Origin of the sequence: Streptomyces coryli (assembly GCF_011044975.1) — a bacterium.
Lineage (GTDB): Bacteria > Actinomycetota > Actinomycetes > Streptomycetales > Streptomycetaceae > Streptomyces > Streptomyces coryli.
On sequence record NZ_JAAKZV010000307.1, the window covers coordinates 1 to 8,441 of the forward strand.

Below are 8,441 nucleotides of genomic sequence, written 5' to 3' on the forward strand. Positions count from 1 at the left end.
AGCCAACCCCACTGGCACCGACCCCAACGGAAGCCGGCGACGCATCCGTCACCATCCGATGCCAGGCCCCCCGCCCCCACCGAAGCGAGCAAGCAAGCGCCAGCGTCACTGCTTCTGGGACAACCTCTTGTTCATATCCCCCTCGACCTTCTCGGCCGCAGCCTCATGCGACTCCCCCTGCAGCACCAACGTCATATACCGCTTCACCGGGTTAGGCGGGTTCTCCACCGCAGCCCACTCCGGAATCAGCGGCGTCGTCCCGCCACCAGCCACCGCAGGCGCCGCCGCCTGAGCCGCCGGGTTGCCGTTCAGCTGCTTCTGGAGGGACTCCTTGTTCGGGATGATCCCGCCCTCCTTGGCGAGCTGGCCCTCGAACTTGTCCGACAGGACAATCTTCAGGAACTCCTTCGCCAGCTCCTGCTTCTCGCTCCCCTCCGCGACCGCCAGGTTGGAGCCGCCGAGGAACACCCCCTCGGGCTTGTCGGCCGTCTCCCCCGGGATCGTGAAGTAGCCGATGTCCTTCTCGATCTTCTTGTTGGCCTTGATGGCCGTGGCCGCCTCCCAGCCCATGCCGACGAAGGCGCCCGTCTTGCCCTTGGCGAAGACCTCCGCCTGCTGCGGGGTGGCCTCGTCCTTGTCCTTCGGGGCGTTCGTGTACGAGGCGTACTTCTTGTAGATCTCCATCGCCTCGCCGACCTTGGGGTCAGCCAGGTTCGAGACCCACTTGCCGCCCTCCTTCTTCACCAGCTGCGCGTCCTTGGCGATCAGCAGGCCGTCGAAGAAGTACCAGTTCTGGCCGGGCATGTAGATCGGCTCGTAGCCCGCCTTGTCGATCTTCGCGAGGTCCTTGAAGAACTGGTCGCGGGTCTTCGGCGGGGCCTTGATGCCCGCCTCCTTGAAGATCGACTTGTTGTAGACGACCACGCGGTTGGCGAAGTACCAGGGCGCGGCGTACTGCTTGCCGTCCACCACCGCGGACTTGGCCGTCGACGGCGTCCAGTCCGTGCCGACCGCTTCCTTTACGTCCGCCAGCTCGGCCAGGCCGCCGGTCTTGGCGTACGCCGGGGTCTGGGTGTTGCCGATCTCGAAGACGTCCGGCGGGTTCTCCTCGGACAGGGCGGTGGTCAGCTTCTGCTGGATGCCGTTCCACTGCTGCACCTTGTAGTCCAGCTTGGCGCCGGTCTTCTTCTCGAACTCGGCCGTTACGTCCTTCAGCCACTGGTCGGGGGTGGAGCCGTCCATCGCCCAGAAGGTCAGGGTCTCGCCCTTGAAGCCGTCGGCGCCTCCCTTGGAGCCGCCGTCGTCGTCGGAACCGCAGGCCGCGGCCGTCGTCATCAGAGCCGCGACGCCCACCGCCGCGATGATTTTGCGTTTCACGCCATCCTCCTCAACGGATGCCCCCCACTCGCGGAGCTCGGGAAATCCGTGGGCTCCGGGCTCTGCCGGAACGGCAGAGTTGTGGTCTTTAATGGTTTAGACCAGCAAGCCGAGTTGGTCTGGACCAAGGTTGTAACGGAGCTTGGCCTAGACCAATGAGGGTGTCAAGATGCGCGTTGAGACGTGACCGGACCGTCATCGGTCACCGCACCGCTGCCTGGCGGGCCGTGCCAGGATGTGACCGCTAGCTACGGAGGAGCAATGAGGACGAACGCCGGCACGGCAGCAGGTGCCGCCACGGCAGCCGACGACTCGGGACGTTCGGGCGGCACCACCCGCGCCACGCGCGTCCCGAAGTACTACCGGCTGAAGCGGCACCTGCTGGAGATGACGGAGACGCTTCCGCCGGGCACGCCGGTGCCGCCGGAGCGCACCCTCGCCGCGGAGTTCGACACCTCGCGTACGACGGTCCGGCAGGCGCTGCAGGAGCTGGTCGTCGAGGGGCGGCTTGAGCGGATCCAGGGCAAGGGCACCTTCGTCGCAAAGCCGAAGGTCTCCCAGGCGCTGCAACTCACCTCCTACACCGAGGACATGCGCGCCCAGGGCCTGGAGCCGACCTCGCAGCTGCTGGACATCGGTTACGTGACCGCCGACGACCGGCTCGCCGGGCTGCTGGACATCGCGGCCGGCGGGCGGGTGCTGCGGATCGAGCGGCTGCGGCTGGCGAGCGGCGAGCCGATGGCGATCGAGACGACCCATCTGTCCGCCAAGCGGTTTCCGGCGCTGCGGCGTTCGCTGGTGAAGTACTCGTCGCTCTACACCGCGCTCGCCGAGGTGTACGGGGTGCGGCTGGCCGAGGCCGAGGAGACGATCGAGACGTCCCTCGCGACGCCGCGGGAGGCGGGACTGCTGGGCACGGACACCGGGCTGCCGATGCTGATGCTCTCGCGGCACTCCCGGGACACCGACGGGGAGCCGGTGGAGTGGGTGCGGTCGGTGTACCGCGGCGACCGCTACAAGTTCGTGGCGAGGCTGCAGCGACCCAACGGGTGAGCGGTATCCGTACGCCTGCGTGATACCGCTGCGCCGATCGTTATCCACAGGGTGATGACGCGGACCCCGTGGCGGGCTTAATTTCGGGCCGTCAAGCCACACATTGGGAGGACGGCCCGGTGCTGCGCACGTTGTCTCCGAGATCCATCGCCATCTGGACCCTGGTCGCGCTGATCGGCGCGGTCGGCTGGTCCGTACTCGCGCTCGCCCGCGGCGAGGAGGTGTCCGCGGCCTGGATGGTGGCCGCGGCGCTTGGCTCGTACGCGATCGGCTATCGCTTCTACTCCAAATTCATCGCCTACAAGGTCCTGAAGGTCGACAAGACCCGCGCCACCCCGGCCGAACGGCTGGACAACGCTGTCGACTTCCACCCGACCGACCGCCGGGTGCTGCTCGGGCACCACTTCGCGGCAATCTCGGGTGCGGGGCCGCTGGTCGGCCCGGTGCTGGCCGCGCAGATGGGCTATCTGCCGGGGACGATCTGGATCGTCGCCGGCGTCATCTTCGCGGGCGCCGTGCAGGACATGGTGGTGCTCTTCTTCTCCACCCGGCGCAATGGCCGCTCGCTCGGCCAGATGGCGCGCGAGGAGATCGGCCCGGTGGGTGGCGCGGCCGCGCTGATCGGCGTCTTCGCCATCATGATCATCCTGCTTGCGGTGCTGGCGCTGGTGATCGTGAACGCGCTGGCCGAGTCGCCGTGGGGTGTCTTCTCCATCGGGATGACGATCCCCATTGCGCTGTTCATGGGGTTCTATCTGCGGGTGATCCGCCCGGGGCGGGTCGCCGAGGTGTCGCTGATCGGCATCGTGCTGCTGCTGCTCGCGCTGATCGCGGGGCGCTGGGTCGCCAAGTCCTCGTGGGCCGACGCCTTTACGCTCAGCAAGGAGTCGCTGGTCATCTGGATCGTGGTGTATGCGTTCATCGCCTCGGTGCTGCCGGTGTGGATGCTGCTCGCGCCCCGTGACTATCTGTCGACGTTCATGAAACTCGGCACCATCGCGCTGCTCTTCATCGGCGTCGTGGTGGCCGCGCCGATGCTGAAGATGGACGGGGTGACCGACTTCGCCACCGCGGGGACGGGTCCGGTCTTCGCCGGCTCGCTCTTCCCGTTCGTCTTCATCACCATCGCCTGCGGGGCGCTCTCCGGCTTCCACTCGCTGATCTCCTCGGGCACCACGCCGAAGATGGTGGAGAAGGAGACCCAGGTCCGGATGATCGGCTACGGCTCCATGCTGATGGAGTCGTCGGTGGCCGTGATGGCGATCATCGCCGCCTGTGTGCTGGACCCAGGGCTGTACTACGCGATGAACTCCGCGCCCACGGTGATCGGCGAGACGGCGCAGTCGGCGTCGGAGGCGATCCGCGGGTTCGGGCATACCATCACGCCCGACCAGCTCGCCAAGTACGCGGAGATGGTCGAGGAGCAGTCGCTGCTGTCCCGCACCGGTGGTGCCCCGACCTTCGCCATGGGTGTCGCGTTCATCTTCTCCGAGGTGACCGGCGACGGCATGATGTCGTTCTGGTACCACTTCGCGATCATGTTCGAGGCGCTGTTCATCCTCACCGCGCTCGACGCGGGCACCCGCGTGGGCCGGTTCATGCTGCAGGACGCCCTCGGGAACGTCTACAAGCCGCTCAAGCGCGTCAGCTGGTGGCCCGGGCTCATCATGACGAGCGCCATCGTCTGCGGCCTGTGGGGCTACTTCCTGTGGGTCGGCGTCCGCGACCCACTGGGCGGGATCAACCAGCTCTTCCCGCTCTTCGGCATCTCCAACCAGCTGCTCGCCGCCATCGCGCTCACGGTGTGCACCACGCTGCTGATCAAGTCGGGGCGGCTGAAGTGGGCTTGGGTGACCGGCGCGCCGCTGCTGTGGGTCGCCGCGGTCACGCTCACCGCGAGCTGGCAGAAGGTGTTCTCCGACGACCCGCGGGTCGGCTTCTTCGCCCAGGGCGACGTGGCACAGGAGGGCATCGACTCCGGCAAGCTGGAGGGCAAGGCGCTGGACGACGCGCACACCGTCGTCACCAACACCACGGTGGACGGCGTGCTTTCGGCGCTCTTCGCGATCCTTGTGGTCATCGTCATGATCGACGCGGCGCGGGTGTGCATCAAGGCCCTCCGCAATCCGGACTCCGTGGTCTCCCACGAGGAGCCGCACACCGAGTCGACGTATGTCGCCCCGGCGCAGCTGTTCGCCACGAAGGAGGAGAAGGCCGAGCTGGCCGCGGCCGGCCTCGGCTCGGGCGGCGGCCGGATCCCGGGTCAGCGCGGAGAGACCGCCGGAGAGGAGAGCCGCACATGACAGCAGTGCTCACCACCGGGGTCGCGGCCGGCCGCAAGGCCGCGTCCCGGGTGTGGTGGTACGTACGGGAGCTGACCGGTGAGACCGCCTACGAGCGGTATGTCGAGCATCTCCGCAAGCATGACCCGGCGGCCGAGGTGCCGAGCCGCCGGGAGTTCGAGCGGCAGCGGACCGATGCCCGCGAGGCGGATCCGCGGGAAGGGAATTGCTGCTGCTGAGGGGCGCCTAGTCCGGTATTCGGACAGCTAGTGACGGCATCCGGTCACCTGTTTTAGATTCACTCGCCATCTATACCGAGTGATCGTCTCAGGGACGGAGCCGCCACCCATGTCCGAAGCCCAGGCTTCCCCGCCCGGCAGGCAACCGGTCATCACGCCGACGCGCGTGGTGGCCGGGGTCTGCCTCTTCGCCCCGTTCGTCGCCCTGATCTGGGTGAGCTCGTACGCGAAGGTCGAGCCGACGCTCGCCGGAGTGCCCTTTTTCTACTGGTACCAGATGCTGTGGGTGCTGATCTCCGCCGCCCTCACCTCGATCGCCTACGTGCTGGTCCGCCGCGAGCAGCGCGCCCGTGCCGCCCGCCAGGGTGGTGAGCAGGCATGAACGACGGCGTGAACGGCGTCGCACTCGCCGTCTTCATCTTCTTCTTCGCCCTGGTCACGGTGATGGGCTTCCGCGCCGCCCGGTGGCGCAAGGCCGAGAACGAGAACAGCCTCGATGAGTGGGGTCTCGGCGGCCGGTCCTTCGGGACCTGGATCACCTGGTTCCTGCTCGGCGGTGACCTGTACACGGCCTACACCTTCGTCGCCGTGCCCGCGGCGGTGTACGCGACCGGCGCGGCCGGCTTCTTCGCCGTCCCGTACACGATCCTCGTCTACCCGCTGATCTTCACCTTCCTGCCCCGCCTGTGGTCGGTCAGCCACAAGCACGGCTACGTCACCACCTCCGACTTCGTCCGCGGCCGCTTCGGCTCCAAGTCGCTGTCGTTGGCCGTCGCGGTCACCGGCATCCTCGCCACGATGCCGTACATCGCGCTGCAGCTCGTCGGCATCCAGTCGGTGCTCGACGTGATGGGCGTCGGCGGCGGCGAGGACACCCACTGGTTCATCAAGGACCTGCCGCTGCTGCTCGCCTTCGGCGTGCTGGCCGCGTACACGTACTCGTCCGGGCTGCGGGCCCCGGCGCTGATCGCGTTCGTCAAGGACACGCTGATCTACATCGTCATCGCGGTCGCGGCGATCTACATCCCGATCAAGCTGGGCGGCTTCGACGACATCTTCGCCAAGGCCGGCGACGCCCTGGGCGCCACCAACCCGGCCACCGGAAAGCCGAAGGGCGAGCTCGCGCCGAGCGAGTCGGCCCACTGGACGTACGCCACCCTCGCCATCGGCTCCGCACTGGCGCTGTTCATGTATCCGCACTCGATCACCGCGACGCTCTCCGGCCGCAGCCGCGAGGTGATCCGCCGCAACACCACCATCCTGCCGCTGTATTCGCTGATGCTGGGCCTGCTCTCGCTGCTCGGCTTCATGGCGATCGCGGCCGGCATCAAGGTCGACAACGGCCAGCTGGCGATCCCGCAGCTGTTCGAGACGATGTTCCCGGACTGGTTCACCGGCGTCGCCTTCGCGGCGATCGGCATCGGCGCACTGGTCCCCGCGGCCATCATGTCGATCGCCGCCGCGAACCTCTTCACCCGCAACATCTACAAGGACTTCATCAAGCCGAACGCCACCCCCGAGCAGGAGACCAAGGTCTCCAAGCTGGTCTCCCTGCTGGTGAAGGTCGGCGCCCTGGTCTTCGTCCTCGGCATGGACAAGACCGCGGCGATCAACATGCAGCTGCTCGGCGGCATCTGGATCCTGCAGACCTTCCCGGCCCTGGTCGGCGGCCTGTTCACGCGCTGGTTCCACCGCTGGGCGCTGCTGGCCGGCTGGGCGGTCGGCATGGTCTACGGGACCGTCGCCGCGTACGGCGTGGCCTCCCCGACGCAGAAGCACTTCGGCGGCTCATCGGCGGAGATCCCGGGCATCGGCGAGATCGGCTACATCGGCCTGACGGCGTTCGCGCTGAACGCGGTGATCACGGTGGTCGGTACGGTCATCCTGAGGGCGGCCAAGGCCCCGGCGGGCATCGACGAGACCTCCCCCGAGGACTACACGGCAGACGCCCCCGCGGCGCAGCCCGAACCCGTGGCGAGCGCACCCGAGAAGGCCCCGGCGGGAGCGCACTGACCCATCAGGGAGACTCACCTCATGGACCTCACGATCACCAGGGCCCAGCCCGCCGATTACGACGCCGTGGCCGACCTCGTCGGCGCTGTCTACCTCGACGACGACCTGCTCACCTTCGGGGAGCAGGACAGCTACCTCAACTCCCTGCGCGACGTGGCCACTCGCGCCGCGCAGGCCGAGGTGCTCATCGCCCGCACCCAGGACACGGGCGAGCTGCTCGGCTCGGTGACGTATGCCGCCCCCGGCTCCCCGTACGCCGAGCTCGGCGCCGACGGCACCGCCGAGTTCCGGATGCTCGCGGTGGCGCGCGCAGGGCGCGGCCGCGGCGTCGGCGAAGCGCTCGTACGGGCCTGCCTGGACCGGGCCCGGCAGCAGGGCGCCACGCGCGTCGCGCTGTCCACCCTGGACATCATGACCACGGCCCACCGGCTCTACGAGCGACTCGGCTTCCGCCGCACCCCCGAGCGCGACTGGAACCCGCGGACGGACATCGACCTCAAGCTGCTGACGTACGAGCTGACGCTCTAGCGACACAACATGTGGGGGGTGCGTGCATCGCATCCCCCAAGATGTATGCTCAACCTCGTTGCCACAGCAGGGGAATCCGGTGCGAATCCGGAACTGACCCGCAACGGTATGCGATGTACGCCCATGCGCGCACATCGCGAGTCCGAGTACCTGCCGGCAGCTGTCACCCGACGTCCGGGCCTCGTGGGATGGGCCGGCGGACGCCTACGTGGCTTGCCGTGCGCGTCTTCGGCATGCCCGCAAGGCCGCCCGTCGCGCCACGCCCTCGCAGGCCCACTGCCGAGCGAGGGAGCTACCCGCCCGTGACCATCGCACCCTCCGCCCCCGCGGAGCCCGTCTCAGTGCCACCGGCCGCCGACCAAGCCGGCACGGCCCTGCTGCGCACCCTCACCGACCTGACCGCCGACCTCCCCGCCACCGACCCCGGCCGGGTCGCGGCGGCGGCGCTGCGCGGCCGCCATCCGGGTTCCGACGCGGCGGAGTTGCGCGGCCTGGCCACCGAGGCCGCCGCGGGCCTGATCGGCGACGAGCCGGAGTACTCCCGTCTCGCCGCCCGCCTCCTCACCCGCGCCATCGCGGACGAGGCCGCGGGCCAGGGGGTCGAGTCGTTCACCGCCTCCATCGCCGTCGGCCACCGCGAAGGCCTGATCGCGGACACCACCGCCGAGTTCGTACGGATCCACGCCGCCCGGCTCGACGCCCTCATCGACACCGGCCGCGACGACCGCTTCGGCTACTTCGGCCTCCGCACCGTGCACTCCCGCTACCTGCTCCGGCACCCGACCACCCGTCAGGTCACCGAGACCGCCCAGCACTTCTTCCTCCGCGTCGCCTGCGGCCTCGCCGAGGACACCTCCACCCGCGCCCTCGCCGAGGTCGAGGCGCTCTACGGCCTGATGAGCCGCCTCGACTACCTCCCCTCCTCCCCCACCCTCTTCCTGCCTCTTAT

At 68.6% G+C, this 8,441-nt stretch carries 8 protein-coding genes and 1 riboswitch; of the genes, 7 read left to right on the forward strand and 1 reads right to left on the reverse strand.

The genetic code is table 11. The features are described from left to right. Positions 1-105: 105 nt before the first annotated feature. Positions 106-1,377: an extracellular solute-binding protein gene (locus G5C51_RS37315; protein WP_165244561.1), complete on the reverse strand. Its 1,272-nt coding sequence runs from the start codon at positions 1,375-1,377 to the stop codon at positions 106-108. A gap of 261 nt (positions 1,378-1,638) precedes the next feature. On the opposite strand from G5C51_RS37315, the gene G5C51_RS37320 reads away from it, so the two are divergent. The 7 genes from G5C51_RS37320 to G5C51_RS37350 form a co-directional block, all read left to right on the forward strand. Beyond that, positions 1,639-2,430, forward strand: coding sequence for a GntR family transcriptional regulator (locus G5C51_RS37320; RefSeq protein WP_165244563.1), 792 nt, complete (start codon positions 1,639-1,641; stop codon positions 2,428-2,430). A 122-nt stretch (positions 2,431-2,552) separates the two neighbouring features. After that, positions 2,553-4,733 (forward strand): carbon starvation CstA family protein, encoded by a 2,181-nt coding sequence (locus G5C51_RS37325; protein WP_165244573.1) that lies wholly within the window; start codon positions 2,553-2,555, stop codon positions 4,731-4,733. After that, positions 4,730-4,951, forward strand: coding sequence for a YbdD/YjiX family protein (locus G5C51_RS37330; protein ID WP_165244565.1), 222 nt, complete (start codon positions 4,730-4,732; stop codon positions 4,949-4,951). The genes G5C51_RS37325 and G5C51_RS37330 overlap by 4 nt, the downstream gene beginning before the upstream one ends. 109 nt (positions 4,952-5,060) lie before the next feature. Further along, on the forward strand, positions 5,061-5,333 hold the full coding sequence (locus tag G5C51_RS37335; protein ID WP_165244567.1) for a DUF3311 domain-containing protein: 273 nt from the start codon (positions 5,061-5,063) through the stop codon (positions 5,331-5,333). Further along, positions 5,330-6,964 (forward strand): monocarboxylate uptake permease MctP, encoded by a 1,635-nt coding sequence (mctP, locus tag G5C51_RS37340; RefSeq protein WP_165244569.1) that lies wholly within the window; start codon positions 5,330-5,332, stop codon positions 6,962-6,964. Before G5C51_RS37335 ends, mctP begins: the two co-directional genes overlap by 4 nt. Before the next feature lie 21 nt (positions 6,965-6,985). Next, complete coding sequence (locus G5C51_RS37345) at positions 6,986-7,492, forward strand: GNAT family N-acetyltransferase (RefSeq protein WP_165244571.1); 507 nt, start codon at positions 6,986-6,988, stop codon at positions 7,490-7,492. 5 nt (positions 7,493-7,497) lie between these two features. Next, positions 7,498-7,664: riboswitch (cobalamin riboswitch) on the forward strand. 130 nt (positions 7,665-7,794) lie between these two features. After that, a partial coding sequence (locus G5C51_RS37350) for a ribonucleotide reductase N-terminal alpha domain-containing protein (RefSeq protein WP_338118447.1) occupies positions 7,795-8,441 on the forward strand: 647 nt, incomplete at its 3' end.